Source organism: Klebsiella sp. 10982 (genome assembly GCF_048589245.1).
Classification (GTDB): domain Bacteria; phylum Pseudomonadota; class Gammaproteobacteria; order Enterobacterales; family Enterobacteriaceae; genus Klebsiella; species Klebsiella quasivariicola.
Map to the genome: position 1 here is coordinate 105,856 of NZ_JBMAXV010000009.1, position 26,516 is coordinate 132,371.

At 59.4% G+C, this 26,516-nt stretch carries 24 protein-coding genes, 1 pseudogene and 1 riboswitch; of the genes and pseudogenes, 16 read left to right on the top strand and 9 right to left on the bottom strand.

The window, feature by feature from the left end; translation table 11 throughout:
* Positions 1 to 336: 336 nt before the first annotated feature.
* Positions 337 to 843, bottom strand: a complete 507-nt coding sequence (locus ACKLKD_RS10450; protein WP_025710738.1) for a phenolic acid decarboxylase — start codon at positions 841 to 843, stop codon at positions 337 to 339.
* Positions 844 to 940: 97 nt separating this feature from the next.
* On the opposite strand from ACKLKD_RS10450, the gene ACKLKD_RS10455 reads away from it, so the two are divergent.
* The 7 genes from ACKLKD_RS10455 (at position 941) to nikR (ending at position 7,223) form a co-directional block, all read left to right on the top strand.
* The gene (locus ACKLKD_RS10455; protein WP_025710737.1) at positions 941 to 1,801 is read left to right on the top strand and encodes a LysR family transcriptional regulator; all 861 of its coding nucleotides are present in this window, start codon (positions 941 to 943) and stop codon (positions 1,799 to 1,801) included.
* A gap of 138 nt (positions 1,802 to 1,939) precedes the next feature.
* Positions 1,940 to 3,508 carry a nickel ABC transporter substrate-binding protein gene (gene nikA / locus ACKLKD_RS10460; protein ID WP_025710736.1) on the top strand — a complete coding sequence of 523 codons (1,569 nt, stop codon included), beginning with the start codon at positions 1,940 to 1,942 and terminating at the stop codon, positions 3,506 to 3,508.
* On the top strand, positions 3,508 to 4,452 hold the full coding sequence (gene nikB, locus ACKLKD_RS10465; RefSeq protein WP_023285608.1) for a nickel ABC transporter permease subunit NikB: 945 nt from the start codon (positions 3,508 to 3,510) through the stop codon (positions 4,450 to 4,452). The genes nikA and nikB overlap by 1 nt, the downstream gene beginning before the upstream one ends.
* On the top strand, positions 4,449 to 5,282 hold the full coding sequence (nikC, locus tag ACKLKD_RS10470) for a nickel ABC transporter permease subunit NikC (protein ID WP_025710735.1): 834 nt from the start codon (positions 4,449 to 4,451) through the stop codon (positions 5,280 to 5,282). The genes nikB and nikC overlap by 4 nt, the downstream gene beginning before the upstream one ends.
* Positions 5,282 to 6,046: a nickel import ATP-binding protein NikD gene (locus ACKLKD_RS10475; protein WP_087806372.1), complete on the top strand. Its 765-nt coding sequence runs from the start codon at positions 5,282 to 5,284 to the stop codon at positions 6,044 to 6,046. The genes nikC and ACKLKD_RS10475 overlap by 1 nt, the downstream gene beginning before the upstream one ends.
* The gene (gene nikE / locus ACKLKD_RS10480; protein ID WP_087806374.1) at positions 6,043 to 6,834 is read left to right on the top strand and encodes a nickel import ATP-binding protein NikE; all 792 of its coding nucleotides are present in this window, start codon (positions 6,043 to 6,045) and stop codon (positions 6,832 to 6,834) included. The genes ACKLKD_RS10475 and nikE overlap by 4 nt, the downstream gene beginning before the upstream one ends.
* Positions 6,822 to 7,223 (top strand): nickel-responsive transcriptional regulator NikR, encoded by a 402-nt coding sequence (gene nikR / locus ACKLKD_RS10485; protein ID WP_004181488.1) that lies wholly within the window; start codon positions 6,822 to 6,824, stop codon positions 7,221 to 7,223. Before nikE ends, nikR begins: the two co-directional genes overlap by 13 nt.
* A 27-nt stretch (positions 7,224 to 7,250) precedes the next feature.
* Here nikR and ACKLKD_RS10490 read toward each other — a convergent pair whose 3' ends face one another.
* Both ACKLKD_RS10490 and ACKLKD_RS10495 read right to left on the bottom strand, forming a co-directional pair.
* Positions 7,251 to 7,610 (bottom strand): type II toxin-antitoxin system HicB family antitoxin, encoded by a 360-nt coding sequence (locus ACKLKD_RS10490; RefSeq protein WP_004181489.1) that lies wholly within the window; start codon positions 7,608 to 7,610, stop codon positions 7,251 to 7,253.
* Positions 7,607 to 7,882, bottom strand: a complete 276-nt coding sequence (locus tag ACKLKD_RS10495) for a type II toxin-antitoxin system HicA family toxin (RefSeq protein ID WP_025710732.1) — start codon at positions 7,880 to 7,882, stop codon at positions 7,607 to 7,609. The genes ACKLKD_RS10490 and ACKLKD_RS10495 overlap by 4 nt, the downstream gene beginning before the upstream one ends.
* Before the next feature lie 158 nt (positions 7,883 to 8,040).
* Positions 8,041 to 8,222: riboswitch (M-box (ykoK) riboswitch) on the top strand.
* Between the two features lie 56 nt (positions 8,223 to 8,278).
* On the opposite strand from ACKLKD_RS10495, the gene ACKLKD_RS10500 reads away from it, so the two are divergent.
* Positions 8,279 to 9,292 (top strand): magnesium transporter, encoded by a 1,014-nt coding sequence (locus ACKLKD_RS10500; protein ID WP_025710731.1) that lies wholly within the window; start codon positions 8,279 to 8,281, stop codon positions 9,290 to 9,292.
* A gap of 39 nt (positions 9,293 to 9,331) precedes the next feature.
* Here the strand turns inward: ACKLKD_RS10500 and ACKLKD_RS10505 are convergent, their stop codons facing one another.
* Positions 9,332 to 10,525, bottom strand: coding sequence for an NAD(P)/FAD-dependent oxidoreductase (locus ACKLKD_RS10505; RefSeq protein WP_025710730.1), 1,194 nt, complete (start codon positions 10,523 to 10,525; stop codon positions 9,332 to 9,334).
* Positions 10,526 to 10,754: 229 nt separating this feature from the next.
* Between ACKLKD_RS10505 and pitA the strand changes: the two genes are divergently transcribed.
* Complete coding sequence (gene pitA / locus ACKLKD_RS10510; RefSeq protein ID WP_025710729.1) at positions 10,755 to 12,251, top strand: inorganic phosphate transporter PitA; 1,497 nt, start codon at positions 10,755 to 10,757, stop codon at positions 12,249 to 12,251.
* A 58-nt stretch (positions 12,252 to 12,309) separates the two neighbouring features.
* On the opposite strand, the gene uspB is transcribed toward pitA, so the two are convergent.
* Complete coding sequence (gene uspB / locus ACKLKD_RS10515; protein ID WP_002921203.1) at positions 12,310 to 12,645, bottom strand: universal stress protein UspB; 336 nt, start codon at positions 12,643 to 12,645, stop codon at positions 12,310 to 12,312.
* Positions 12,646 to 13,027: 382 nt separating this feature from the next.
* Here uspB and uspA point away from each other — a divergent pair, with 382 nt between their 5' ends.
* Positions 13,028 to 13,465, top strand: a complete 438-nt coding sequence (gene uspA, locus ACKLKD_RS10520) for a universal stress protein UspA (protein ID WP_004145166.1) — start codon at positions 13,028 to 13,030, stop codon at positions 13,463 to 13,465.
* A 257-nt stretch (positions 13,466 to 13,722) separates the two neighbouring features.
* Positions 13,723 to 15,195, top strand: a complete 1,473-nt coding sequence (gene dtpB / locus ACKLKD_RS10525) for a dipeptide/tripeptide permease DtpB (protein ID WP_087806376.1) — start codon at positions 13,723 to 13,725, stop codon at positions 15,193 to 15,195.
* A gap of 145 nt (positions 15,196 to 15,340) precedes the next feature.
* On the opposite strand, the gene rsmJ is transcribed toward dtpB, so the two are convergent.
* From rsmJ to ACKLKD_RS10540, 3 genes are all read right to left on the bottom strand, one after another.
* A complete protein-coding gene (gene rsmJ, locus ACKLKD_RS10530; RefSeq protein ID WP_004204942.1) occupies positions 15,341 to 16,093 on the bottom strand; it encodes a 16S rRNA (guanine(1516)-N(2))-methyltransferase RsmJ in 753 nt (250 codons plus the stop codon).
* Positions 16,094 to 16,100: 7 nt separating this feature from the next.
* Positions 16,101 to 18,143, bottom strand: coding sequence for an oligopeptidase A (prlC, locus tag ACKLKD_RS10535; protein ID WP_080924232.1), 2,043 nt, complete (start codon positions 18,141 to 18,143; stop codon positions 16,101 to 16,103).
* Positions 18,144 to 18,325: 182 nt separating this feature from the next.
* Positions 18,326 to 19,597 (bottom strand): acid phosphatase, encoded by a 1,272-nt coding sequence (locus tag ACKLKD_RS10540; protein ID WP_025710725.1) that lies wholly within the window; start codon positions 19,595 to 19,597, stop codon positions 18,326 to 18,328.
* Positions 19,598 to 19,790: 193 nt separating this feature from the next.
* Here ACKLKD_RS10540 and ACKLKD_RS10545 point away from each other — a divergent pair, with 193 nt between their 5' ends.
* Together ACKLKD_RS10545 and gorA are read left to right on the top strand one after the other, a co-directional pair.
* Entirely contained in the window at positions 19,791 to 20,633 is an 843-nt protein-coding gene (locus ACKLKD_RS10545; protein ID WP_057212750.1) for a 23S rRNA (adenine(2030)-N(6))-methyltransferase RlmJ, read from the top strand.
* A 72-nt stretch (positions 20,634 to 20,705) separates the two neighbouring features.
* Positions 20,706 to 22,058, top strand: a complete 1,353-nt coding sequence (gene gorA, locus ACKLKD_RS10550) for a glutathione-disulfide reductase (protein WP_087806378.1) — start codon at positions 20,706 to 20,708, stop codon at positions 22,056 to 22,058.
* Between the two features lie 53 nt (positions 22,059 to 22,111).
* Here the strand turns inward: gorA and ACKLKD_RS10555 are convergent, their stop codons facing one another.
* On the bottom strand, positions 22,112 to 22,735 hold the full coding sequence (locus tag ACKLKD_RS10555; protein ID WP_042929026.1) for a glutathione S-transferase family protein: 624 nt from the start codon (positions 22,733 to 22,735) through the stop codon (positions 22,112 to 22,114).
* 126 nt (positions 22,736 to 22,861) lie between these two features.
* Between ACKLKD_RS10555 and ACKLKD_RS10560 the strand changes: the two genes are divergently transcribed.
* From ACKLKD_RS10560 to ACKLKD_RS10570, 3 genes and pseudogenes are all read left to right on the top strand, one after another.
* Positions 22,862 to 24,010, top strand: a complete 1,149-nt coding sequence (locus ACKLKD_RS10560; RefSeq protein ID WP_087806380.1) for an iron-containing alcohol dehydrogenase — start codon at positions 22,862 to 22,864, stop codon at positions 24,008 to 24,010.
* Between the two features lie 241 nt (positions 24,011 to 24,251).
* Entirely contained in the window at positions 24,252 to 25,904 is a 1,653-nt protein-coding gene (locus tag ACKLKD_RS10565) for an alpha,alpha-trehalase (RefSeq protein WP_025710720.1), read from the top strand.
* A 66-nt stretch (positions 25,905 to 25,970) separates the two neighbouring features.
* Positions 25,971 to 26,504: pseudogene (locus ACKLKD_RS10570) on the top strand (GNAT family N-acetyltransferase).
* Positions 26,505 to 26,516: the final 12 nt, after the last annotated feature.

Genomic DNA, 26,516 nt, shown 5'->3' on the forward strand with positions numbered 1-26,516 from the left:
TGCGCCTGCGGACTTAAACGAAATTAAAATGAAGTGAGTTCAGCGCGGCATTCCATTTCAGGGTATTTCGACCACTATTAATGTAGTCGACCTTGCTTAGGATAATATTAAGAAATTAATATTTTCTCAGAATAAGTAATAACTCATTACTAAACAGTATGATAGGAGTTTTTTATGGCAGGGATATGACAGGAAAGCGTTCCTGTTTTGAGAGCAAAACAGGAACGCAATAGCGGAAAGTAAACGAGGCTTAAACCAACACACAATACTTTCATTAGCGATCGTCACGCTTAATAACAAAATGTTCGCGCAGATCACAAATTTATTTCTGCTGAATTACAAATTTGCAGGGAAATCCGCAGGTAATTCACTCGCCGGGCAATTAATGACCTCGTCATTATCGGCGCCACAGTCGCGAATGAAGGTGATAGTGGCGAACTCGTCAATCACTTCCGTCGGATAGGCCGGGCCGGCATCACGATACGAATTCATCAGCGGAATGTGTTCGTTCTGGAAGCAGATGGTTTTTTCCGGGTTATTCATGATCCAGCGCGGGAAGAAAATGGTGCCGTGGAACAGTTTGTCGCCCAGGTTGACGATCAGGCTAACGTCGGTGCCGGTCGGTTCGGTCCAGGAGATTTTGTAGATACTTTCCCCCACCCGCACAATGTACGCTTCCTGATCTTTCACCCAGCGATTGCCGACGATGCCGCTGTGAATACGGTAGTCGAGGGTGTGGCCATTTTTGACGTAAATCTCGTAGTTCCAGCCGTTGTCGTAGGTGTAGACCAGATGTTTACCGATAAAGCCGCTGAGGTCATGTTTGTCGAAAGTGCTCATCATTTATTCTCCTCTGTTTTGTTGAGGACAGCATACGTCTTTAAAAAATGAATGAATAACGCTATGTTTGGATTAAATACATCCAAATTTTAGATTGATTATGCACAAGACAACCCTGGAGCAGTGGGCGTTACTCGAAAAGGTAGTGGAATTGGGGAGCTTTGCCAGAGCGGCGGAGGAGACCAACCGCAGTCAGTCATCGGTGAGCTATAACCTCGCGCTGCTGCAGGAGCGCTTAGGCGTGGCGCTGCTGGCGCCGTCCGGCCGGCGGGCAGTGCTCACTCCCGCGGGTGAACTACTGCTGAATCAGGTCAAACCGCTGCTGCAGGCTTTTGCCTACGTCGAGACGCACGCCGCCACCCTGCGTAACGGGGCGCGCACCCGCCTGGATCTGGTGGTCGACAGCATTTTCCCGCGTCAGCGGCTGTTCGCGATTTTGCGTCAGTTTCAGCAGCGCTATCCGCAGACCCAGGTCAGACTCACCGAAGTGCTGGAAAACGTTGATGACGAGAGCGCGGCGCGGACGGAAGCCGATGTGATGGTGCTGACCCGCCGCCAGGATATTACCGGCCGCGGAGAGTGGCTGATGAATATTGATTTCATCGCCGTCGCCCACCGCGACCATCCTCTCGCCGCGCTCGACGGGCCGCTGGAGGATAGCGCGCTGGCGCCGTGGCCGCTGGTGCGCATTGCCGACCAGACCGGCGACGGCCAGGCGACGCGTGACGCCTGGACCTTCTCCACCATTGACGCCGCCATTGATGCGGTGATGTATCAGGTCGGGTTCGGCTGGCTGCCGGAGGAGCGCATTCGCCCCCATCTCGACCAGGGCGTGCTGAAGCGGCTGCCCCTCAGCCACGGCGCGCGCCGCGCGACGCCGCTGCACCTGATCGTTAAGCGGGACCTGGCGCCGATCGACGAACAGGTGGCCACGCTGCTGGAGCTGTTCCGCGCGCCCTGAGGGATAAGGTGGCGCCTGCCGCCCGCGCGCAATGATACGATTTTCTTATACTTTCCGGCGCAATATTGATCCAGGTTACTCCCAAAGTATGATGAATCACTAAAATCGTCATACTTTCCTGTCGCTGAGATCACCGTCTTGTCTACTATCCGCCTCACCCTGCTGGCGCTGGTTGCCTGCGTCCCTTTACTGGCTCAGGCCGCACAGCACCAGCTCACCACCGCCTGGCCGGTTAACGTCGGCCCGCTCAATCCGCATCTCTATACACCCAACCAGATGTTTGCCCAAAGCATGGTTTATGAACCGCTGGTGAAGTATCAGGCTGACGGCAGCGTACAGCCCTGGCTGGCGATCCGCTGGCATCACTCCGCCGATGGTAAAACCTGGCAGTTTACCCTGCGCGACGATGTGACGTTCTCCAATGGCGAACCGTTTAACGCCCAGGCCGCGGTAGCCAATTTCCAGGCTGTGCTGGCCAACCGCCAACGCCATGCCTGGCTTGAGCTCGCCAATCAGATCACCGACGTGCGGGCACTCAGCGCTACTGAGCTGCAGATCACCCTGAAAAGCGCCTACGCGCCCTTACTACAAGAGCTGGCCCTGCCCCGTCCGTTCCGCTTTATCGCCCCCTCGCAGTTTATCGATGGCGGTACCGCCAGAGGCATTAAAGCCCCGATCGGCACCGGCCCGTGGCGGCTGGCAAGCTCGCAGCTCAATCAGCGCGATGTGCTGGTACGCAATGAACACTACTGGGGTCGCAAACCCGCGCTGCAGCAAATCACCATCAAGGTGATCCCCGACGCTACCAGCCGGGCGGTGGCGTTCGAAACCGGGGAAATCGATATGCTTTACGGCGATGAAGGGCTGCTGCCGCTGGACACCTTCGAGCGTTTTCGCCATCACCCCGGCTACGTGGCTCGTCTGTCCGCCCCGGCGGAGACGGTGATGCTGGCGCTAAATACCAGCCAGGGGCCGACCCGCGAGCAGGCGGTTCGCGAGGCGCTCAACTACGCCGTCGACAAACAGACCCTCGTCGATAGCGTGCTCTACGGCACCCAGCAGGTTGCCGACACCCTGTTTGCCCCCTCGGTCCCCTACGCGCCGCAGGATCTGACGCCGCGCCGTTACGATCCGGCAAAAGCCCGCGCCCTGCTGGAGCAGGCCGGCTGGCAGCAGCCGGAAGGCCAGCCCTGGCGACAAAAAGCCGGGCAACCGCTGGCAATTGAGCTGGCGTTTATCGGCACCGACGCGCTGGCTAAATCAATGGCCGAAATTATTCAGGCCAATCTGCGGCAGGTCGGCGTCCAGGTCACCCTGGTGGGCGAGGAGGAGAGCAGCATCTACGCCCGCCAGCGCGAAGGCCGCTTCGGCATGATCTTCAATCGCACCTGGGGGGCGCCCTACGATCCGCATGCCTTTTTAAGCTCGATGCGCGTGCCGTCGCATGCGGATTACCAGGCCCAGCGAGGCCTGCCGGACAAGGCGCTGATTGATAAAGAGATTAGCGAAGTGTTGACCACCGGGGACGAGGCGCTGCGGAGAAAACTGTACCACGATGTGCTGACCCGCCTGCATCAGGACGCGGTGTATCTGCCCATCAGCTATGTCTCGCTGATGTCGGTTGCGCACCAGGAGGTCGGGGAGATCCCGTTCGCCCCGGTGACTACCGAGATCCCTTTCGACCAGATTAACCCGGTAACGCCATAATGCTACGCTATATTTTACGCCGCCTGCTGCTGCTGATCCCGCTGCTGCTCGCCGCCTCCGCCATCATCTTTCTGCTGCTGCGGCTCGGCACCGGCGACCCGGCGCTGGATTATTTACGCCTGTCGAACCTGCCGCCCACTGAAGAGATGGTAGCCTCGACCCGCGAGCTGCTGGGGCTCAACCAGCCGCTGGCGATGCAGTATCTGCACTGGCTGTGGCGGGCGCTGCACCTGGATTTCGGTCTCTCCTATGCCACCCAGCGCCCGGTACTGGATGACCTGCTGCACTTCCTGCCAGCCACCCTGCTGCTCACCGGCGCGGCGCTGGCGCTGATCCTCGTCACCTCCTTGCCGCTGGGCATCTGGGCGGCGCGCCATCGCGATCGCCTGCCGGACTATGTCGTACGGCTGATTGCCTTTCTCGGTGTCTCAATGCCGAACTTCTGGCTGGCCTTTCTGCTGGTGATGCTCTTTTCCGTACATCTGCAGTGGCTCCCGGCGATGGGGTATGGCGACTGGCAGCACCTGATATTGCCCGCTGTCTCCATCGCCTTTATGTCGCTGGCGATCAACGCCCGCCTGCTGCGCGCCAGCATGCTGGACGCCGCCAGTCAGCGTCACGTGGTGTGGGCGCGGCTGCGCGGATTAAGCGCACGCCAGGTGGAGCGCCGACATATCCTGCGCAACGCCACCCTGCCGGTGGTGACCGCCATGGGCATGCACATTGGCGAGCTGATCGGCGGCACCATGATTATCGAAAATATCTTTGCCTGGCCCGGGGTCGGCCGCTACGCGGTTTCCGCGATTTTCAATCGCGATTACCCGGTGATCCAATGCTTTACCCTGATGATGGTGACGGTGTTCGTGCTGGCTAATCTGGCGGTAGATGTGCTTAACGCGGCGCTCGACCCGCGCCTGCGCCGCCATGAGGAGGTGAGCGCATGAGATGGCTACAACGCTTTCGCTGGCCGGTAAAACTGGCCATGCTGGTCATCGCACTGCTGGCCGTTATCGCCATCGGCAGCGGCTGGTGGCTGCCCTGGGATCCGGCGGCGATTGACCTGCAACAGCGGCTGCTGCCGCCGGGCGCAGCGCACTGGCTCGGCACCGATCATCTTGGCCGGGATATTTTCTCACGCCTGCTGGCCGCCACCCGCGTTTCGCTGGGGGCGGTGATGGCCTGTCTGCTGCTGGTGCTGCTGATCGGCCTGGCGGTCGGCGGCAGCGCCGGGCTGCTGGGCGGCCGCGCCGATCGCGGTCTGATGCGCCTCGCCGAATTGTTTATGACCTTTCCAACCTCGATCCTGTCGTTCTTTATGGTGGGGGTGCTGGGCACCGGGCTGACCAATGTGATCCTCGCCATTGCGCTGTCACACTGGGCCTGGTACGCCAGAATGGTACGTAACCTGGTGGTCTCTCTGCGCCAGCGTGAGTTTATCCTCGCCGCCCGCCTGAGCGGCGCCAGCCGCTGGCGACTGTTCAGCGACCACCTGGCCGGGGCGGTGATCCCCTCGCTGCTGGTGCTCGCCTCGCTGGATATCGGCCATATGATGCTCCACGTGGCCGGCATGTCGTTCCTCGGCCTCGGCGTCAGCGCGCCGACGGCGGAATGGGGAGTGATGATCAACGACGCCCGGCAGTATATCTGGACGCAGCCGCTGCAAATGGTCTGGCCGGGACTGGCGCTGTTCATTAGCGTGATGGCCTTTAACCTGCTGGGCGACGCGCTGCGCGATCGCCTCGATCCCCACCTGATCGCGGAGCATAGCCACTGATGCCGCAGAAGATCCAACTGGAACAGATCTCGCTTGCCGCCGACCGCCCGCTGGTCAGCGACGTCTCCTTCACCCTGCGCCGCGGGCAGGTGCTGGCGCTGCTCGGCAGCAGTGGCTGCGGAAAATCGCTGACCTGCGCCGCCGCGCTGGGCCTGCTGCCGCCCGGCGTCAGGCAGACCGCCGGCCGGGTGCTGCTCGACGGCATTCCGGTATACGGCGAACAGCTGCGCGGCGCGACCATCGCCACCATCATGCAGAATCCGCGCAGCGCCTTTAACCCGCTGCAGACCATGGCCGCCCACGCCCGGGAAACCTGCCGCGCGGCGGGGCGCGAAGCGAACGATACCGTGCTGCTGGCAGCGATGGAGGAGGTCGGCCTGGACAATCCGCACGTACTGCTGAAGCGCTACCCTTTTGAGATGAGCGGGGGCATGCTGCAGCGGATGATGGTCGCTCTCGCCCTGCTCAGCCGCGCGCCCTTTATCATCGCCGACGAGCCGACGACCGATCTCGATGCTATCGCCCAGGCGCGCATCCTCGATCTGCTGGCGGATATTGTCGCCAGACGCGGTCTGGGTCTGCTGCTGGTGACGCATGACATGGGCGTCGTGGCGCGGCTGGCGCATCATGTGACGGTCATGGAGAACGGTCGTCTCGTTGAACACTGCGATGTGAATACGCTATTTAGCGCCCCGCGGCACCCGCTCAGCCAGCGCCTGCTGGCCGCGCATCTGGCGCTGTACGGGCTGGAGAAAACGCCATGAATCTACTCAGCGCTACCGGGGTGAACCACGATTACCCTCACCACGGCAGAGTCCTGCACGAGATACAACTCGCCATCGCCCCCGGCGAAACGGTGGCCCTGCTCGGACGCAGCGGTTGTGGGAAAAGCACTCTGGCACGGATGCTGGTGGGTCTGGAAACGCCGCAGCACGGCGATATTGCCTGGCGCGGCACGCCGCTGACCGCCCTCAAGGGCGAAGCCGTCGGCGCCTTCCGCCGTGATATTCAGCTGGTGTTTCAGGATGCCTTCAGCGCGGTGAATCCGCGTAAAACGGTGCGCGAGATCGTCAGCGAGCCGCTGCGCCATCTGTTGCGCTTGTCGCGTGAGGCGCGTGCGCGGCGGGTGGAAGAGATGCTGCTGGCCGTCGACCTCGCGCCGTCGCTGCTCGATAAGCGCCCGGCGCAGCTCAGCGGCGGACAGCTGCAGCGCGTCTGCCTGGCACGTGCCCTGGCGGTGCGGCCGCAGCTGTTGATCCTGGATGAAGCAGTATCGAATCTTGATCTGCTGCTGCAGGCGGAGATTATCGCCCTGCTCAAACGCCTGCAGGCGCAGTTTGACACCGCCTGCCTGTTCATCACCCACGACCTGCGGCTGGTAGAGCGCTTTTGCCAGCGGGTGCTGGTGATGGAGCAGGGGCGCATCGTCGAAACCGCGACGGTCAGCTTACCGCTGCGCCTGCGCTCTCCTGCCGGACAAGCGCTCCAGCAGGCGGTGCTCCCCCCTTTTCCTGCCACTCTGCTTAACGAGGCCATGCCATGCAGCGCGTAACCCTGACCCTTGATGATGATCTGCTGGCCGCCCTCGATGCGCTCAGCGCCCGCCGCGGCTACCACAACCGTTCGGAGGCGGTACGCGATATTCTGCGCGACGCCCTCAACCAGGATCCTCCGTCGCCGGAATCACGGCGCGGGTATGCCGTTCTGTCGTATGTGTATGAACATGAGAAACGCGAACTGGCGAGCCGGCTGGTGGCCACCCAGCATCATCATCACGATCTCTCCGTCGCCACGCTGCATGTGCATATCAGTCATGACGACTGCCTGGAGATTGCGGTGCTGAAAGGTGACATGGCCGAGGTACAGCATTTTGCCGACGACGTGATTGCCCAGCGCGGCGTGCGCCATGGGCATTTGCAGTGTTTAGCGGATGAAAATTAAAACGATGGCGAGCTGCTGCATACTGTTTTAAGCCTGTTTGAGACGTTCATTGAGCGTCTCAAGGATCCAGGTATTTACGGAAACCTGCTCCTCCGCAGCGGCGGAGCTAAGACGCTCGCCAAATGACTCAGGATAGCGCAGCGTGAAGGTTTTCATCTTTTCCGGGTGAGCATAAGGCTCAATCCCCGCTTCATGACAATCTGCGAGATACTCCTGTAATGATATCTCGCCCTCCTGTTGTAACCCTTGAATACTATCGGAAACAAAATCGCAATATCCTGATAATCCGAGGAACTTACCGCGGAATGCATTGAGCTCAGGCACGTAATTGATAACGGCAGGCTGGCCGGCAATCTCCATTGAGTTTGGCGTTTTAGGTTTGATCATGGTTTTACCCCTATAGTGATTAACCAATCGCGCACGCTCTCCACGGCGCCTTTGTCGGTATCCGGCGAAGGATGAGGCCTGTGAAAGCTGGCAATGCTGTGGTTCAACAAAAATTTACAGCGCGAGCCGCGTCCTTTTTTAATCTCCCCGCCTAACGCTTTAATTAGCGATTCAATGTCGGCCCATTTAATGCCCTGTGGGACAGGGGTTTTAAACAGTTGCTCCAACGTGTGGCGCTGTTTATTACGTAAAGATAAAACCTGCTGCTCCATCGCCCTGCCCCATGACTTCATCCATTGAAGTCAAGCTAATGATAGCACAAGATGAAGTCAAGCCAAATTCTGATGAAGTTTGTTTATCAACAGTTGATAAACCACATAAATTATACGCTTTGTGAATTATCCCGCTTCACCAATAATGGCGCCTCATTTAACGATCTCGTTATGGCGAGGCTCCTGCATAAATACAAGTTACCGCCCTGTTGGTATCGAGAGAGACCACTCAGGGAAATACAGGCTTCCATCGAATCAAGGTGTTGCCAAGGTAACTTCTGGCGGTCATAACCGTTCAGATACGTTATGCAGTGCTAAAACCAGGACGTAGGGATCTGCCTGCGCTAACCCTGTCTTGTTCGCCCCTATGAGTGATTTTTTATAGGGATTTTAATCATGTCTTCCATTCAACTCTGCGCCGCCCATCAGGCGACCTCTGGCTTCGACGGCGATGCGATCGCCCAGTACATGCGTACCGATTTTATTACGCTGCAGGAACATCTCAGCGTCCATGAGGCGCGGGAGCACTTTATCTCCCAGCTGGCCAGCGATGATATTCCCGGCCAGGTATTTGTCGTCGCCGGTAACAAGCTGCGCGGCAGCTTATCAGTCAAAAAACTATTGCAGGAGGCAGAGGTAGGCCAGTCTATTCGCTACCTGATGGACAGCTGCCTGTTCCGCGTTAAACCTGGCGATGAGCGCCCGCAGGTGATTGCCGAGCTCAGCGAGCGCGGCCTCGATCTGGTACCCGTCGTCGATAAAGGCGAGCTGGTCGGCTGCCTGATGGAAAAAGAAATTGCCCATCTGCTGGAGGACGACGTCACCGAAGACGCCCAGCTGCAGGGGGCGACGCTGCCGCTGGAAAAACCGTACCTGGAAATCAGCCCCTGGACGCTGTGGAAGAAGCGCTCGGTGTGGCTGCTGCTGCTGTTCGTGGCCGAAGCCTATACCAGCAGCGTGCTGCAGCATTTCGAAGAGGCGCTGGAATCGGCCATCGCGCTGGCCTTCTTTATTCCGCTGCTGATCGGCACCGGCGGCAACAGCGGAACGCAAATCACCTCGACGCTGGTGCGCTCGATGGCGCTGGGGGAAGTGCGACTGCGCGATATGGGACGGGTGATCCGCAAAGAGGTGTCGACCTCATTTCTGATTGCCCTGACCCTGGGGCTGGCGGGCTGCCTGCGCGCGTGGATGATGGGGATTGGCATGGAAATCACGCTGATCGTTAGCCTGACGCTGGTGTGCATTACCCTGTGGAGCGCGATCGTCTCCTCGGTCATTCCGATGGTGCTTAAGCGGATCGGCATCGACCCGGCGGTGGTTTCCGCGCCGTTTATCGCCACGCTGATTGACGGCACCGGGCTGATTATCTATTTCAAAATCGCCCAGTATTTTCTTGGGTTGAACTGATCATATACGTCCGGGCACCAGGGCGCCCGGACGCGTAGATTACCCTTCCACCAGCGCCTGCGCACAGGCCCAGGCGCTTGACCACGCCCACTGGAAGTTATACCCACCGAGCCAGCCGGTGACGTCCATCACTTCGCCGATAAAGTAGAGACCCGGCGCCTTACGCGCTTCCATGGTACGCGACGAGAGCTCGTTGGTGTCGACGCCGCCGAGGGTCACCTCCGCCGTCCGGTAACCTTCGGTGCCGTTCGGCTGCACGCGCCAGGCGGTTAACGTCTCCACCAGCGCCTGCTGATCGCGAACGTTAAGTTGCTTGAGCGTCACATCAGGTATTTGTCCCAGCTGCTGCAGACACTCCACCAGCCGCTTCGGCAACTGCATCGCCAGGGTGTTCTTCAGGCTCTGGTTGGGATGCGCGCTGCGCTGCTCGTTAAGGAAGTCCTCAAGATTGCAGTCCGGTAGCAGATTGACGGTGACGAACTCGCCGGGCTGCCAGTAGCTGGAAATTTGCAGCACTGCCGGCCCGGAAAGACCGCGGTGGGTAAAGAGCAGGTTCTCGCGGAACAGGGTGCCGTTCTCGGCGGTAATGGTAGAAGGCACCGAGACGCCAGAAAGCACCTGCAGCTGCTCGAGCAGCGGCTTATGCAGGGTAAACGGCACCAGTCCCGCGCGGGTCGGCAGCACCTTCAGGCCGAACTGCTCGGCGACTTTATAGCCAAACGGCGAGGCGCCGAGTCCTGGCATCGACAGACCGCCGGAGGCGATCACCAGCTTTTTGGTCATCAGCGTTTCGCCGTTCACCTGTAGCCGGTAGCCTTGTTCATCGCGCTCCACGCTGAGGATTTCGCTGCGCAGACGGATCTGCACACCGCCCTTTTCGCATTCCGCCAGCAGCAGATTGACGATTTGCTCCGCCGAATCATCACAAAACAGCTGGCCGAGGGTTTTCTCGTGCCAGGCAATGCCATATTTACCGACCAGCTCGATAAAGTCCCACTGGGTGTAGCGCGCCAGCGCAGATTTGCAAAAATGCGGGTTTTGGCTGAGATACGCTGCGGGCTCAACATACATGTTGGTAAAGTTGCAGCGGCCGCCGCCGGACATCAGAATTTTTCGCCCCGGCTTTTTGCCATTATCGAGCAGCAGGACGCGGCAGCCGAGCTGGCCCGCCTGCGCTGCGCAAAACATTCCCGCCGCTCCGGCGCCAACAACAATGGCATCAAACCTTTCCACACCGCATTCCTCGTTCCCCAATTGTCGGGTTTTGTAAATATTTCACTCTGGTCACACCAGCGGGAAAAATCCCGCATTAGATACATCATTGAAAGATATAGGATTACTCCCAACAGGGTAAAACCTAAACAGGAAGAAAATCAAAAAAAGTCTATATTTCACTTTGCCCGCGCCGCTAAAGTCACTGATAATGCGCCGCGTTCATGTCCTCAAAATGGCGTAACGTCCTATGCTACATTTATTTGCCGGTCTGGATTTACATACCGGACTATTATTATTGCTTGCTTTAGCTTTTGTACTGTTCTACGAAGCGATTAACGGTTTCCATGATACCGCAAACGCGGTAGCTACGGTTATCTACACTCGCGCCATGCGGTCGCAGCTCGCGGTAGCGATGGCAGCGCTCTTCAACTTCTTCGGCGTTCTGCTGGGTGGTCTCAGCGTAGCCTATGCCATCGTGCATATGCTGCCGACCGATCTGCTGCTTAACATGGGTTCCGCGCATGGCCTCGCCATGGTGTTCTCTATGCTGCTGGCGGCAATCATCTGGAACCTCGGCACCTGGTACTTCGGTCTTCCGGCCTCCAGTTCTCATACCCTGATTGGCGCCATCATCGGCATTGGTTTAACCAACGCGCTGATGACCGGCACCTCCGTGGTTGATGCGCTGAATATCCCGAAAGTCATCGGTATTTTTGCTTCGCTTATCATCTCGCCCATCGTCGGCCTGGTGATCGCGGGCGGCCTGATTTTCCTGCTGCGTCGCTACTGGAGCGGAACCAAAAAACGGGCACGTATCCACCTGACTCCCGCGGAACGTGAAAAGAAAGACGGCAAGAAAAAGCCGCCGTTCTGGACCCGTATCGCACTGATCCTCTCTGCTATCGGCGTGTCGTTCTCTCACGGCGCTAACGATGGGCAGAAAGGCATTGGTCTGGTGATGCTGGTACTGATTGGCGTCGCGCCGGCGGGCTTCGTGGTGAATATGAATGCCTCTGGTTACGAAATCACCCGTACCCGCGATGCGGTCAACAACGTGGAAACCTTCTTCCAGCAGCGCCCTGAACTGCTGAAAAAAGCCACCGGTGTCGATCAGCTGGTTCCTTCTCCGGATACCAATACCGCGGCCAACGGCGAGTTCCACTGCCATCCGGCGAACACCATCAACGCTCTTGACCGCGTGAAAATCATGCTGACCGGCGTTGAGAACTACGAGTCGCTAAAACCGGAACAGCGCGGCCAGCTGCGTCGCATCATGCTCTGCATCTCCGACACCACCGACAAAGTGGCGAAGCTGCCGGACGTGAGCGCTGACGACCAGCGTCTGCTGAAGAAACTGAAAACCGACATGCTGAGCACCATCGAGTACGCGCCAATCTGGATTATTATGGCGGTCGCGCTGGCGCTGGGTATCGGCACCATGATCGGCTGGCGCCGCGTGGCGACCACCATCGGTGAGAAGATTGGTAAGAAAGGCATGACCTATGCCCAGGGGATGTCGGCCCAGATGACCGCCGCAGTCTCTATCGGTCTGGCGAGCTACACCGGGATGCCGGTTTCTACCACCCACGTGCTCTCCTCCTCTGTTGCGGGGACGATGCTGGTGGATGGCGGTGGTCTGCAGAAAAAGACGGTGACCAGCATTCTGATGGCCTGGGTACTGACCCTGCCGGCAGCGATTATCCTTTCAGGCGTCCTTTACTGGCTCTCCCTGAAACTGATTTAAACGTCATTCGATCAAAACGGGTCAGCTTGCTGGCCCGTTTTTTTATCCGAAGATGTCGTTAGTGCCAGATCATCAGCGCAATCAGGCTCACCACCACCAGACCGCACAGGGCGCTGGTCAGGATAAACTGGCGACGGACACGTTCGCAGCGACGAATAAATTCATCATCGTGATGGTCACGGTAGCGCTGGGCATAGATATACCACACCAGCCGCATCTGTTTGCTGGGCTGCCCGTGCGAGGTAAAAAAGCCGCCGCCATCGACGTACTGATAGAGCAAGGGATCGCAACCACGTAGCACAACCAATAATGCACGCAACGATGAGAAGTAGCGTGCCATATTCACCACACAAACGACACACAGGGCCCAAAACAGCGCAATAGTGCTGATCATACCTCCTCCCCGGCGACCCGCCCACGGAGAACCCCTCCGCGGCTACCGCTCCCCAAATAACCCACGACAATACCGTAAAGAGTGCGATTCCGATCACATTTATTTTCCCGACCGGCTCATTAAATAGTGTAGGAGATCCATTAATTTTTTTACCACAAGGTTATTCGTTATCAATACGTAAGACGGATAAATTTGTTTAACTTTTAGGTGAACCCAGTGCATTGACGGAGTGCGGGGGGCGCTATAAGGTAAGAAATATCTTCAACAATGAAGTCCTTAAAGGCTACCCTCCCGCGAATGTAGCACGCAGGACGCGGGCGAAACGGCAGCGCCAGCTGTCAGGTCCAATGGTCATCGACAAACTTATGGAAGGAGTAATACTATGGCTTACAAACATATTCTTATTGCAGTAGACCTGTCCCCGGAGAGTAAAGTACTGGTTGAAAAAGCCGTTTCTATGGCCCGCCCGTATAACGCGAAAGTCTCCCTGATCCACGTGGATGTGAACTACTCCGACCTCTACACCGGGCTGATTGACGTTAACCTCGGCGATATGCAGAAACGCATCTCCGAAGAGACCCATCACGCGCTGACCGAGCTCTCAACCAACGCGGGCTACCCGATCACCGAGACCCTGAGCGGCAGCGGCGACCTCGGCCAGGTGCTGGTCGATGCGATTAAAAAATACGATATGGACCTGGTGGTCTGCGGCCATCATCAGGACTTCTGGAGCAAGCTGATGTCCTCTGCCCGCCAGCTGATCAACACCGTTCATGTCGACATGCTGATCGTCCCGCTGCGCGACGAAGAAGACGAATAATTTTCGCTTTTTCCACGCGCCAGACGCCCGCCCAATGCGGGCGTTTTTTATTTCTGCCCTCCGCCGACGCGTAACAGAACTTCAATCCGCAAATAAGCCATTCAATTAGTGTGATCAACCAGTTATTCAGCAAAATATCTATATAATAATCTATTCATTAAGCCAATAACCGCAGCATGGCGAGTGATCAGACATTTTCAGCGCGTTCTGGCATACGCGTTCATACTTTTTGGGAAAGTAAAACAAGGCGAAGGAATATGAATACAACTGCACCTACGGGCTTGCTCCAGCAACCTCGTCCGTTCTTCATGATCTTCTTTGTGGAGCTCTGGGAACGTTTTGGCTATTACGGCGTTCAGGGGATCCTCGCGGTCTTCTTTGTTAAACAGCTGGGCTTCTCTCAGGAACAGGCTTTTATCACCTTTGGCGCCTTCGCGGCATTGGTATACGGTCTGATTTCGATTGGCGGTTACGTGGGCGACCATCTGCTGGGGACCAAACGTACGCTGATACTCGGCGCGATTGTGCTGGCTATCGGCTACTTTATGACCGGGATGTCGCTGCTGAAACCGCAGCTGATCTTTGTCGCCCTTGGCACCATCGCCGTCGGTAATGGTTTGTTTAAAGCCAACCCGGCGAGCCTGCTTTCTAAGTGCTATCCGCCGAAGGATGCCCGTCTCGACGGGGCATTCACCCTGTTTTATATGTCGATAAACATCGGGTCGCTGCTGTCGCTCTCGCTGGCGCCGGTGATCGCGGAAAAGTTTGGCTACGCGGTGACCTATAACCTGTGCGGTGCGGGGCTGATTATCGCGCTGCTGGTCTACTTCGCCTGTCGTGGAATGGTAAAAGATATTGGTTCGGAGCCGGATCATCGCCCCCTCAGCCTGCGCAATCTGGCGCTGGTGCTGGCCGGGACGGTGGTAATGATTTTTCTCTGCGCCTGGCTGATGCATAACGTGATGATTGCCAACCTGGTGCTGATTGTCCTGTCGGTCGTGGTTATTGCGTTCTTTTTCCGTGAGGCGTTTCGCCTCGATAAAACCGGACGCAACAAAATGTTCGTCGCCTTTATCCTGATGATTGAGGCGGTGCTGTTTTACATTCTGTATGCCCAGATGCCGACCTCGCTGAACTTCTTCGCCATCAACAACGTCCATCATGAGATCCTTGGCTTTACCATCAACCCGGTCAGCTTCCAGGCGCTGAATCCCTTCTGGGTAGTGGTCGCCAGCCCGGTGCTGGCGGCTATCTACACCCATCTCGGCCACAAAGGCAAAGACCTGACCATGCCGGTGAAATTTACCCTCGGGATGTTCCTCTGCGCGCTGGGCTTTCTCACCGCCGCGGCGGCAGGGATGTGGTTCGCCGACGCCCAGGGGCTCACCTCGCCATGGTTTATCGTGCTGGTTTATCTGTTCCAGAGCCTGGGCGAACTGCTGATTAGCGCCCTGGGCCTGGCGATGGTCGCCGCGCTGGTTCCGCAGCGGCTGATGGGCTTTATTCTGGGGATGTGGTTCCTGACCCAGGCCGCCGCGTTCCTGCTGGGCGGCTACGTAGCAACCTTCACCGCGGTGCCGGAAAACATCACCGACCCGCTGCAGACCTTGCCGGTCTATACCAATGTGTTCAGTAAAATTGGTCTGGTGACGTTGGGCGTCACGGTGGTGATGGCGCTGATGGTGCCGTGGCTGAACCGGATGATTAATACCCCGGCTGGCACCGAGTAACCGTTTAAGATGGCCGATCCGCGCTGGCGCCGTTTGTTAAGATATTGCGGTTCCCGGCTTGCGCTACGCTGAGCCGGGCGACAATTCGGTAGCCCGGATAAGGCGCGTTGCGCCGCCATCCGGGAGATACCACCACGGCGTAATATTACTCCGGCGTACCGGCGTAGATATCAAACCGATGCCCTTTGGTCACTACCGCGTTCGGCGTGGCGACCTCTGCCAGCGGCGGCGCGTAATCCGGGCGCTTCACCACCACCCGTTTAGTTGCCAGCTGGCGCGCCGGGGCCAGCAGGCCATCGGCGTCTAAATCCGGCCCCACCAGCGACTGAAAGACGCGCATCTCTTTCTTCACCAGCGCGCTTTTCTGCTTATGCGGGAACATCGGATCGAGATACACCACCTGCGGGCGCGGGGTGATATCGGTCAGCGCCGTCAGGCTGGAGGCATGGATCAGCTGCAGCCGTTCCTGCAGCCAGCCGCCGATTTCCGCGTCAGCATAGCCGCGCGCCAGGCCATCATCGAGCAGCGCAGCGACCACCGGATTGCGCTCCAGCATCCGCACGCGACAGCCGACCGACGCCAGCACAAAGGCATCGCGCCCAAGGCCGGCGGTGGCGTCAACCACATCCGGCAGATAATCGCCTTTGATGCCCACCGCTTTAGCCACCGCTTCACCGCGGCCGCCGCCAAACTTGCGGCGATGAGCCATCGCCCCGCCGACGAAATCGACAAAGATGCCGCCAAGCTTGGGCTCATCGCGCTTGCGCAGCTCCAGATGCTCCGCCGTCAGCACCAGCGCCATCAGGTTATCGTCATCCTGCTCCAGCCCCCAGCGGGCGGCTAAAACAGATAAGGCGCCGTCACCGGCGCCTGTTTCATCAATTAAGCAGATCTTCACGTAGCAATCAGCCTTTGATCCCGTAGTGCTCCAGCATCGCGTCCAGCTGCGGCTCGCGTCCGCGGAAGCGTTTGAACAGCACCATCGGCTCTTCGGAACCGCCGCGGCTCAGGATATTGTCGAGGAACGACTGACCGGTTTCGCGGTTGAAAATCCCCTCTTCTTCGAAGCGTGAGAAGGCGTCTGCGGCCAGCACGTCGGCCCACAGGTAGCTGTAGTAACCCGCCGCGTAGCCGCCGGCGAAGATATGGCTAAACGCATGCGGGAAACGGCCCCAGGTCGGGCCCGGCACCACGGCGACCTGCTTTTTAATCTCGGCCAGGGTTTCGAGGATTTTCGCCCCCTGCTCCGGCTTGTACTCCGCGTGCAGGCGGAAATCGAACAGGCCGAACTCCAGCTGGCGCAGAATAAACATCGCCGCCTGGTAGTTTTTCGCCGCCAGCATTTTCTCCAGCAGCTCCTGTGGCAGCGGTTCACCGGTTTCATAATGACCGGAGATAAACGCCAGCGCTTCCGGCTCCCAGCACCAGTTCTCCATAAACTGGCTCGGCAGCTCGACCGCATCCCACGGCACCCCGCTGATGCCGGAAACCCCGGCGGTGTCGATGCGGGTCAGCATATGGTGCAGACCGTGGCCGAACTCGTGGAACAGGGTGATCACTTCGTCATGGGTGAACAGCGCCGGCTTGCCGTTGACCGGGCGGTTGAAGTTACAGGTCAGGTAGGCGACCGGCTTCTGCAGGGAACCATCCAGTTTACGCATCTGGCCGACGCAGTCGTCCATCCACGCCCCGCCGCGCTTATGCTCGCGGGCATACAGGTCGAGATAGAAGCTGCCGCGCAGCTCATTGTTTTCATCATACAGCTCGAAGAAGCGCACTTCCGGATGCCACACATCGACATCGGTACGCTCTTTGGCGGTGATGCCATAAATGCGCTTAACCACTTCGAACAGGCCGTTAACGGCTTTGTTTTCCGGGAAATAGGGGCGCAGCTGCTCATCGTTGATGCTGTAGAGGTGCTGTTTCTGTTTTTCGCTGTAGTAAGCGATATCCCACGGCTGCAGTTCATCAACGCCAAACTCGGCTTTGGCGAAGGCGCGCAGCTGGGCCAGCTCTTTTTCGCCCTGCGGACGGGCGCGTTTTGCCAGGTCGGTGAGGAAGTCGAGCACCTGCTGCGGATCCTCCGCCATTTTGGTGGCGAGGGATTTAAAGGCATAGCTGTCAAAACCCAGCAGTTGCGCCAGCTCGTGACGCAGCGCGAGGATCTCCGCCATCACCGGGCTGTTATCCCATTTCCCGGCGTTCGGCCCCTGATCGGAAGCGCGGGTGGAGTAAGCGCGGTACATCTCTTCGCGCAGCGCCTGGTTGTCGCAGTAGGTCATCACCGGCAGATAGCTCGGGATATCCAGGGTCAGCAGATACCCTTCCTGCTCTTTGGCTTGCGCCTGAGCCTGAGCGGCGGCCAGCGCGCTTTCCGGCATACCGGCCAGATCGGCGACGTCGGTCACCAGCTTGTTCCAGCCCATGGTAGCGTCGAGGACGTTGTTGCTGTACTGGTTGCCCAGCTCAGAGAGGCGCGCAGCGATTTCGCCGTAGCGTTTCTGCGCCTCGGGCGGCAGGCCAATCCCGGATAATTCAAAATCGCGCAGCGCGTTATCGACCGCTTTTTTCTGCGCGGTATTCAAGGTGGCGTAGTTATCGCCATCGCGCAGGTCGCGGTAGGCTTTATACAGGCCTTCATGCTGGCCGACCCAGGTGCTGTACTCCGAGAGCAGCGGCAGCGTCTGTTCGTAGGCCTCACGCAGTTCCGGGCTGTTTTTTACCGAATTCAGATGGCTGACAGGCGAGAAGATGCGTCCCAGCACATCGTCCACTTCTGCCAGCGGCTGGCAAAGATTTTCCCAGCTATACGGCGCGCCGTGCGCCACCGCGCTTTCCACCGCGGCCCGGCAATCCTCCAGCGCTTTGGTGACCGCAGGGACCACGTGCTCTGGTTTGATCGCAGAAAAAGGCGGCAGGGAAAAAGGCGTCAGTAATGGATTGGTCATATGCGCTGTCCTGTTGAAAAGGGTGAATGAAGCGCGCGTCCGGCGCTTATGCATGAGATCTAGAATGGGGGATAGTTGGGGGAATTTCAATGACGGGCGGTGCGTCAGCCTGGGTATTGCTGCGATAAGTCCGCCCGTTGCGGGAAAAGGCCGACACGCGGTGCAGCGTGCCGGAAACCGCGTTAATGCCCTTTTTGCGCCATCTCCCAGGCCGCCGACAGATTCAGCCGCTGCCAGAACTGCTGCTCGGGGGTGACGCCGGACAGCGGGTAGCCCGCCGGCAGCGCGGTATTGACCATCAGCGCCCGGCGCTGGGCCGCCGACAGCTGCGGCAGGGCAGCCTCCAGCAGCACTTCCGCCCCCTCCGGCACCTGCAGACGCGGCTGCGCGCCCTTCTGCTGCGGCAGATCGTAAGTCAGGGTGAAACGGGTGAAATCACGCATCGCCGGATCGCGCCAGGGATCGTCTTTCACGCTGCTTTTCGCGCACTCGGCAAGCGATGTGCCGCAGGCTTTCGCCAGCGCGGCGCGCAGCTGATCGCGGGCTTCGTTAAATAATACCCGGTAGTGCGGATCGTTAAGATAATGGGCCACGTTGCGCTCGGCTACCATCCGCGAGCCGATCACGTCCAGCGGATAGTGGACGCCCAGCACGATGCGCGAGTAGCCATAGCGGGCGCCGCGGGTTACCAGCGCGTCATAGCGCTCCGGGATCATCGCCGCCAGCAGCAGCGCATCGGTATAGCCGGTGTTGGTATGGCCGCTGGGGAACGAGCCGCCGTCGGCGGTGTAGGGCTGATTATCCTTCACCACCACGTCGTCCGGCACCAGGTGAATGGTGTTGCCCTGAACCAGAAACGGCCGCGGATTGTTGAAGTGCTTTTTCGCCTCGCCGGTGCTGACCTCCGAGGCTTTGATCAATGCTGCCGCTTTCCCCAGCGCGCCCTGGTCATAGGCGGCCAGAAACGCTTTGCCCAGCCGCGGCCCCAGCGCATCGCTGAGGAAGTAGAGGTAGCTAATCCCTTCCGCATCGGCCAGCGCCTGACGGCGCGTGGTCTGCACGGCATCGCGATTGATGGCAGTCACCGTCGCCAGATTCTGCTTCACGACCGTCTCCGGCAGGGTGCTGAACGCCGACAGCAGCGCAATGCCCGCCTGCTGGTTAGCCCGGGTCTGGAAATCGTAGCCGCTGGCCTTCAGCCAGGCGGTATCGGCCTGAGTTTTGTTTTGTTTCGTGTGCGCCAGCCGATCGCGGGTCAGCGTGGCGGCATCCCCCTGCAGAGCGTGGCGCAGCTGCGCCAGCGCCTGTTGCTCAAGATCGTCATACGCCTGGCTGGAGGCAGCCGGCGTCACGCTATTGGCGAGGGCCGCCGCCCTGTCCAGCGGGATGTCTTTAGCCAGAACCGGTTGCGCCAGCAGCAGCGCGACGGCCAGCAGTGAGAGTTGCCTTTTCATTATTTTTCCTTTTATTCAAATAATTACCTTGCCTGTACCCGACGCTAGCGCGGCCGTTTGACGTTTTTATGACAGCGTTATGTTTTGCAACGCTTTTGGCAGAAATGAAACAGCGCGGCGGCGCAGCGGTAATCTCGGCCGATCTGCGGTAAACTATCGGTTAACTTGTTTATTTCCCGGAATCTCTGTATCCATGCTCAGTTATCGCCACAGCTTTCACGCAGGCAACCACGCCGACGTCCTCAAACACACCGTTCAGAGCCTGATCATCGAAGCGCTGAAAGAGAAAGAAAAACCGTTTCTCTACCTGGACACCCACGCTGGCGCGGGCCGCTATCAGCTGAGCGGCGAGCACGCCGAGCGTACCGGCGAGTATCTCGAAGGCATCGCCCGCATCTGGCAGCAGGACGACCTGCCGGCAGAGCTGGAGCCGTATATTTCCGTGGTCGAACACTTCAACCGTAACGGCCAGCTGCGCTACTACCCGGGCTCTCCGCTGATCGCCCGCCAGCTGCTGCGCGAGCAGGACAGCCTGCAGATGACCGAGCTGCACCCGAGCGATTTCCCGCTGCTGCGCGCCGAGTTCCAGAAAGACAGCCGCGCGCGCGTTGATAAAGCCGATGGCTACCAGCAGCTGAAAGCCAAGCTGCCGCCGGTATCGCGTCGCGGTCTGATTCTGATCGACCCGCCGTATGAAATTAAAACCGACTATCAGGCGGTGGTGACCGGGATTAACGAAGGCTACAAACGCTTCGCTACCGGCACCTACGCCCTGTGGTACCCGGTGGTACTTCGCGCGCAGATCAAGCGCATGATCAAAGAGTTAGAAGCCACCGGCATTCGTAAAATTCTGCAGATTGAGCTGGCGGTGCGTCCGGACAGCGACCAGCGCGGCATGACCGCTTCCGGGATGATCGTCATCAACCCGCCGTGGAAGCTGGAACAGCAGATGAACAATGTGCTGCCGTGGCTGCACAGCAAGCTGGTTCCCGCCGGTACCGGCCATACGACCGTCAGCTGGATCGTGCCGGAGTAATCGCAACCATCGGTGGAACCTTTTAAGCCTCGCGCTACAATCGCGGCAATCAACGATTAAGGACATATGGGCATGAGCAAACATTATGATTACCTCGCCATTGGCGGCGGTAGCGGCGGTATCGCCTCGATTAACCGTGCGGCGATGTACGGCCAGAAGTGCGCGCTGATTGAAGCCAAAGAACTGGGCGGCACCTGCGTCAACGTCGGCTGCGTGCCGAAAAAAGTAATGTGGCATGCGGCGCAGATCCGCGAAGCGATTCATCTTTACGGCCCGGACTACGGTTTCGATACCACCATCAACCATTTTGACTGGGATAAGCTGGTCGCCAGCCGCAGCGCCTATATCGACCGCATTCATACCTCCTACGACAACGTACTGGGTAAGAATAAAGTTGATGTGATCAAAGGGTTCGCGCGCTTTGTCGATGCCCACACGGTGGAAGTGAACGGCGAGACGATCACCGCCGATCATATCCTGATCGCCACCGGCGGCCGCCCGAGCCACCCGAACATTCCGGGTGTGGAATACGGTATTGATTCCGACGGTTTCTTTGAACTGCCGGCGCTGCCGAAGCGCGTGGCGGTAGTCGGCGCGGGCTATATTGCCGTTGAACTGGCGGGGGTGATTAACGGCCTCGGCGCCGAAACCCATCTGTTCGTGCGCAAGCACGCGCCGCTGCGCAGCTTCGATCCGCTGATCGTTGAGACGCTGGTGGAAGTGATGAACGCCGAAGGTCCGCAGCTGCATACCAATGCGATCCCGAAAGCGGTAGTGAAGAATGCCGACGGCAGCCTGACGCTGGAGCTGGAAGATGGCCGCAGCCAGACCGTTGACTGCCTGATCTGGGCGATTGGCCGCGAACCGGCGACCGATAACTTCAACCTGGCGGCTACGGGCGTGAAAACCGACGATAAAGGCTACATTGTCGTTGATAAGTTCCAGAACACCAGCGTACCGGGCATCTACGCGGTGGGCGATAACACCGGCGCCGTCGAGCTGACCCCGGTAGCGGTTGCCGCTGGCCGTCGTCTCTCCGAACGCCTGTTTAACAACAAGCCGGAAGAGCACCTGGACTACAGCAACATCCCGACCGTGGTCTTCAGCCATCCGCCTATCGGCACCGTCGGCTTAACCGAGCCGCAGGCGCGCGAGCAGTACGGCGACGACGCCGTGAAGGTCTACAAATCGTCCTTTACCGCGATGTACACCGCCGTCACCTCGCACCGCCAGCCGTGCCGCATGAAGCTGGTCTGCGTCGGTCCGGAAGAGAAAATTGTCGGGATCCACGGCATCGGCTTCGGGATGGATGAGATGCTGCAGGGCTTTGCGGTGGCACTGAAAATGGGCGCCACCAAAAAAGACTTCGACAACACCGTCGCCATTCACCCGACGGCGGCAGAAGAGTTCGTCACCATGCGCTAAGACGCGATCGCCGGATGATAAAAAGAAGCCCCCAGGGGCTTCTTTTTTTATGCTCAGGCCACGCCGTTATTGCCATGACGCATAAACGCCGGGCGCTGATTAAGCGCCATATACCAGCGCTCCACGGCCGGCATCTCCGGATGGGCAAAAGGGGTCATCTTCCAGCGATGCACCGACAGCCCTAGCACGATATCGGCCAGGGTGAAGCGCTCGCCGGCTATCCACGCCCCGGTACGCTGCAGCTGCGCTTCGACAATGCGCACACACTGAGTCCAGGTGGCAATACTCTCTTTAATCGCCGCCGGATCCTGAAAGCGCGGATCTTTACGCACCAGCCCCATAAAGGCATGGCGCCAGGCTGTGTTGAACTCGGTCGCCTGCCAGTCCATCCAGTGCTCCACCTCGGCGGCGGGCTGCGGCTCGGTGGGCAGCAGATCCCAGCGCTCCGCTTTGCGCGCCAGATAGCGGCAAATGCTGTTCGACTCCCAGAGCACGAAGTCGTCGTCCAGCAGCACCGGCACCAGGCTGTTAGGATTCAGGCGCTGAAATTCGGGCGTATCCAGGGGCTTAAATCCGCTGCCGTAGTCTTCCTGCTGGTACGCCAGCCCGATCTCTTCGCAGGTCCACAGCACTTTCCGTACATTGATTGAAGAGCGTTTGCCCAGAATTGTTAGCATCGTCAGCGATTCCTCAGCCATAAAAGAGAGATCATTCACTCTACTCTATTGTCAGCCAGCAACAAGGCAGAGCACTGGATAATGTGTATAGTTGATTCCAGCCTGTTTGCCGAAAAGGAACCCGACATGTTGACCCCGTTTACCGTTTTGATGCCTGCAAATATTCGTTTTGGCCGTGGTCAGGCCGAGAGCGCCACCTCCTGGCTGGCGCAGCAGGGCGGCCCCATTCTGTTGGTGCATGGAGCCAGCCCGCAGCGGGCGGCGTTTCTGCGCCATCAGCTGGAGGCGCTGCAGCTGGCGGTCACGACGCTGGCGATAAGCCGCGAACCCTGGCTTAGCGATATCGAGCAGGGCGTCCAGCTGGCGCGCGAGAAAGGCATCCGGGCGGTGGTCAGCCTCGGCGGCGGCGCGGTGATTGACGCCGGTAAGGCGATTGCGGCGCTGGTCCCCGCCACCGGCCCACTGATTGATTATCTGGAGGTGGTGGGAACGGGCCGTCAGCTGGAAGCCAGTCCCCTGCCGTTCGTGGCGATCCCCACCACCGCTGGCACGGGCGCGGAGGTCACCAAAAATGCGGTGATCAACGTTCCGGAGCAGCAGCGGAAAGTGAGCCTGCGCGACGACCGAATGCTGCCTGACCTGGCGATTGTCGACCCGGCGCTAACCGACAACGCGCCGCGGAGCATCACCCTGAGCGCTGGCCTCGATGCCCTGACCCAGGTGATCGAGCCCTGGCTCTGCAGCCGGGCCACTCCCTTCACCGATGCCCTCTGCCAGCAGGCGATCCCGCGGGGCATCCGTGCGCTGAAAGTCCTGATGGAAAAAGAGTGCCCGGTCAGCCGCGACGAGATGGCCTGGGTCAGCCTGTGCGGCGGGCTGGCGCTGGCAAACGCCGGGCTGGGGGTGATCCACGGTCTCGCCGGTCCGCTGGGCGGCCTGAGCCGCGCCTCGCACGGCGCCTTATGCGGCAGCCTGCTGCCGTTTGGCCTGGCGCTCAATGAGTCACAGATAAACGACCCTGCCCTGCGCCAGCGCTTCAACGACGTTCGCCGCTGGCTGGCCGACGGGCTGGACGTGCCTGTGGATCAGGTCTGGGACAGTCTGCGGGAATGGAGCCATCGCGCCGGCCTTGGCACCCTGCGCGACCTCGGCGTAGCACGCGATGCGCTGGAACCGGCGGCGCTGGCCGCCAGCACCTCCTCGTCGATGAAGGCCAACCCGGTCAGTCTGAGCAGCGAACAGCTGCTGGAGATGCTGGAGGCGGCCTGGGAGTGATCGGGCCCCGGGATAAAATTTTGTTGCATAATGAATGCTCCGAATTTTATCTTCGCCCGTTCGCCTATTTTTTAATTATTTATCAAACGATTACCTCATAATCACGGTATTTCCTGCAGGCGGGAAAGCGTGATCTAACGCACAGTTTACTTCACGCTCACCGAAGCGACTGTCTATCCTTAGTAGACAAGGCCGGGCGCGCCCGGCCGCGAACTCACGCAATCCGGAGGTCCGTATCGCTATGTTCAGCCAGAAATTACGCCACGTTGAAGACGACGAGTTAAGGATCGACATCGATCCCTGCTACGAAGCCGATCCGTACGAATTAAAGCTGGATGAGATGATTGACGCAGAACCGGAGCCTGAGGTGATCGAGGGACTCCCGGCGTCCGACGCCCTTACCCCGGCAGATCGCTATCTTGAGCTGTTTACCAACGTGCAGAAATCACGCATTTTTGCCGACAGCAAAACCTTCCCCGACTGCGCGCCGAAACACGATCCGCTGGACATCCTGCGCAACTACCGCAAGGTCAAACGTCAGCCCGATTTCGACCTGCGCCAGTTCGTTGAGGACAACTTCTGGCTGCCGGCGAGCCAGACCGACGTCTACACTTCCGACCCCAGCCTGACGCTGAAAGAGCACATCGACAAGCTGTGGCCGGTGCTGACCCGCGAGCCTCAGGATCATATTCCCTGGTCATCGCTGCTGGCGCTGCCGCAGGCCTACATCGTGCCCGGCGGTCGCTTCAGCGAAACCTATTACTGGGACTCTTATTTCACCATGCTGGGACTGGCGGAGAGCGGCCGGGAAGATCTGCTGAAATGCATGGCCGATAACTTCGCCTGGCTGATTGAAACCTACGGCCACATTCCGAACGGCAACCGCACCTACTACCTCAGCCGGTCGCAGCCGCCGGTCTTCGCCCTGATGGTTGAACTGTTTGAAGAGGACGGCGTGCGCGGCGCGAAGCGCTATCTGGACCATCTGAAGATGGAGCACGCTTTCTGGATGGACGGCGCCGAGTCGCTGATCCCGCACCAGGCGTATCGTCACGTGGTGCGCATGCCGGATGGCTCCCTGCTCAATCGCTACTGGGACGACCGTGACACGCCGCGGGATGAGTCCTGGCGCGAGGACGTGGAGACCGCCCGCCACTCCGGCCGACCCGCCAATGAAGTGTACCGCGACCTGCGGGCGGGCGCCGCGTCCGGCTGGGACTACTCCAGCCGCTGGCTGCGGGATAGCACGCGGCTGGCCAGCATCCGCACGACGCAGTTTATCCCCATCGACCTGAACGCCTTTCTGTTCAAGCTGGAGACGACCATCGCCAACCTCTCCGGCCTGAAGGGCGATCGCGAGACGGAAGCGGCCTTTCGCCAGAAGGCCCAGGATCGGCGGGCGGCGGTCAACCGCTATCTGTGGGATGACGAGAACGGCTGTTTTCGTGATTATGACTGGCGCCGTGAACAGCCGGCGCTGTTTTCTGCCGCCAGCATCGTCACCCTGTACGTCGGCCTTGCAACCCATGAGCAGGCGGAACGCCTTGCCGATGCGGTACGGGCCCGCCTGCTTACCCCCGGGGGGATCATGGCCACCGAATACGAAAGCGGCGAGCAGTGGGATAAACCCAACGGCTGGGCGCCGCTGCAGTGGATGGCGATCCAGGGATTCAAACGCTACGGCCAGGATCCGCTGGGAGATGAGATCGCCTGGAGCTGGCTGCAAACGGTCAACCACTTTTACAAGCAGCACCACAAGCTGATTGAGAAATACCATATTGCCACCGGCGTCCCCCATGAGGGCGGCGGCGGGGAGTATCCCCTGCAGGATGGCTTCGGCTGGACCAACGGCGTGGTACGCCGACTGATTGGCCTCTATGGGGAGCCAACCTAGTCGGGCTGTCCCCGGCGGCCGTCTCCTGCTATGTTCAGAGGATTCGCTCTGCCAGGAATGACGCTTATGCCTGAACTTCTGACGCCGCGCCTGCGCTGCTCACCGCTGCAGCTGGACGACTGGTCGTTTTTTCTCTCCCTGCAGCAGGATCCGCAGGTCATGCTCTACGTCGCCGACCTCCGGCCACAGGCGGCCATTCGCGAAGCGTTCGATTCGCGACTGCCGCCATGGGCGCCGTGAGATGAACACTGGCTGTGCCTGGTGGTGCGCGACAGGTTCACCCACACTCCGCTCGGCCTGACCGGTTACCAGCATCACCACCGCGACATTGCCGAAGTTGGCTTTCTCTTCGCCCCGGCGGCGCAAGGACGTGGCTATGGCTACGAATCGCTGCGCGCGCTGTGCGACTACGCCTTTACCACCGGCGGCATCCGCCGCCTGACCGCCAGCGTCACCGCCGGCAACGAGGCGTCAAAGCAGTTACTGCTCAAAGCCGGATTCCGGCTGGAGGGGGAACTGAGGGAGAACTACTGGCTGAACGGGCGCTGGCACAATGACTGGCTGTTCGGTCGGCTGCGCGCGGAGGGCGATGCGCCGTAGCGCACCGCCTGT